Source organism: Paraburkholderia sp. FW306-2-2C-D06C (genome assembly GCF_058781505.1).
On the sequence record NZ_JBYSWU010000125.1, the window covers coordinates 1 to 2,131 of the forward strand.

The 2,131-nt window shown below is 53.9% G+C and carries 2 protein-coding genes; both read left to right on the top strand.

From position 1 onward, the window contains the following. Positions 1-914, top strand: a 914-nt coding sequence (locus AC3WLT_RS37100) for a hypothetical protein (protein ID WP_492596514.1), incomplete at its 5' end; no start/stop codon positions are given. Positions 915-999: 85 nt separating this feature from the next. Continuing rightward, positions 1,000-1,674 (top strand): DUF2971 domain-containing protein, encoded by a 675-nt coding sequence (locus AC3WLT_RS37105; RefSeq protein ID WP_492596515.1) that lies wholly within the window; start codon positions 1,000-1,002, stop codon positions 1,672-1,674. Positions 1,675-2,131 lie beyond the last annotated feature (457 nt).

Sequence of the window (2,131 nt, forward strand, 5' to 3'; positions counted from 1 at the left end):
TGGAAAACTCGACTTCTCACGCTTTAATGAGCATGCCCGATGAGCCCCGTTACCCACTCCGTTTTCAAAAGAGCCTCGTTATTCGAATAAAAAAGGCCATAAAGAACGCGCAACCTTATTTCGAATGGCTAGCAGATCAGGCTCTCGCGCGTTCCGCCGTGAACGTGACGAACAACAGTAGCGAACTGTTTGATCGCTACGAATTTTTAGCCGAGAGCTTCAAGGCAAAAGCAACCGAGGCACAGACGCGTACCCGTGAACGTATTGCAATCAAAGAGGGCAAGGAGCGTTATGTCGGTCCGATCTTCGTCAGCACCCAGTTGCGGCGAGAGGCCAGATGGCTGGCGCTTGCTGCCATTGATGCATTCTATAGTTGGACTGAGCACGTCTTCATCCATATCGCAATCCTGCTAGGCCGCGCTACGACCGCTGACGAAATCACCGTATTGGCTCAGGCGGAATGGTCGGCGAAGTACAGAGCGGTCTTTGATTTGCGCGATAAGGAAGCTAAGCGGTATTTTGATCAGCTAGGCGAAATCCGCTTCGAGCTACGAAATTTTACCGCGCATGGTGCTTTTGGAAAACGGGGCGAAGCATATCGATTTCATTCAGGCGCAGGCGCGGTCCCCGTGTTTTTGCCTCATAAGGCGGGGAGCCGAAAGTACCGACTAGGGGCTGGAATCGCTTTTCGAGAAGAGGACGCGCTCCTCCTCATCGATTCGTTTATTGCCTATCTTTGGTCAGATGGGCGTGAACCTGCGCGGGCGTATCTGCACGATACCGAATTGCCGATCGTCCTGACCTACGCCGCAAATGGCACGTACGCCGCCGCGATGACCTCAGTCGAGGACATGAATGCATTCATAGAGCATGAACAAGCGGCTTGGGATCGCGCGGCAGACATGGATTTTTAGGTGTTCGCGCGCATCGCCGTAAATGACATTGGTATCTGCGGGAGTCGATACAATACGCGGACCTACCACGCTCGGGACGACCTGTATGCGGCTTTACTATCTAACGGCAGAAAAGTGGGCGAAAAAGACTATCGAAGAACGCCGGATGAAAATCTCGCTCTTCGAGGAACTCAACGATCCATTCGAGCTACTACCTCATATTCTGCCGAGCCGCGAGCATCGAAAGGTTGCCGAGGTATTGCGCGAGCACCTGTCTAAGCAGCGTGGAGTGATCTGCTTTTCGACTGATTGGCAAAATCCGGTCATGTGGGCGCATTACGGCGCGAAACACTATGGCATCTGTCTCGGGTTCGACATTCCAGACGAACTCGCAATGCGGGTTGGCTATGAGTCGAACCGGCTGGACTTCGACATTGATCTTTCGGCGCACAACGCTGGCGTCACTCCCGAGATGGTAAAGGCCATGCTGCTCACGAAATTCGACGCGTGGCGATACGAGAAAGAATACCGGGTGATGGCGGAACTGCAAGATAAAGACGAGGACGGGCACTACTACGCCGACTTTGGCGAGCTTTTGATGCTGCGTGAAGTGGTCATTGGGGTGCGCTGCGAAACCTCACAGCAAGAAGTCGCGGAGTGGATCGGAGAACTAGGCCATAACGTTGACATCCGCAAGGCACGGCTGGCGTTCAAGCAGTTCAAGATTACCGAACAGCTCATGCAGCCCGTCCTCGTAGCCGGTCAAAGCAAAGCTAAGTAAGGATATACCATGACAAGACTGGCGATCGGGCGCGGCAAGTGCGCCCGACGTATGCTGCCGAACGCCGCTGTCTGAAAACACAACAGTGCTCGGTCTTCGAGTATCGCTTGGCCCTTCCCGAGTTGCTGCCAAGCCGATACGGCGCGATCTGACGAGCGCAAGATTTCTTACGGCAAGCGATATCATCTCGTTGCATGCGGTAGCTCGGTAAAAAGCTCCTTAATCTCGTCGTCAAGCATTTCAGCGACTTCATGCATGACCGAAGTTTCGCCGTCGAACGAACCATTGAGCTGATCACCGCCGAATGAGGGAAGCGGTCGGAATCCGCCGTATGCCATACCTCGGTCAGACGGACGCCCCAATAAGTTTAAGCGCGAGACTAGGCAGTGTTCACATTTACGACTGGCCCAAACGCGCAGGCAAGCGATGCAAACACGAGATAGCTCTCGGCAAGCTT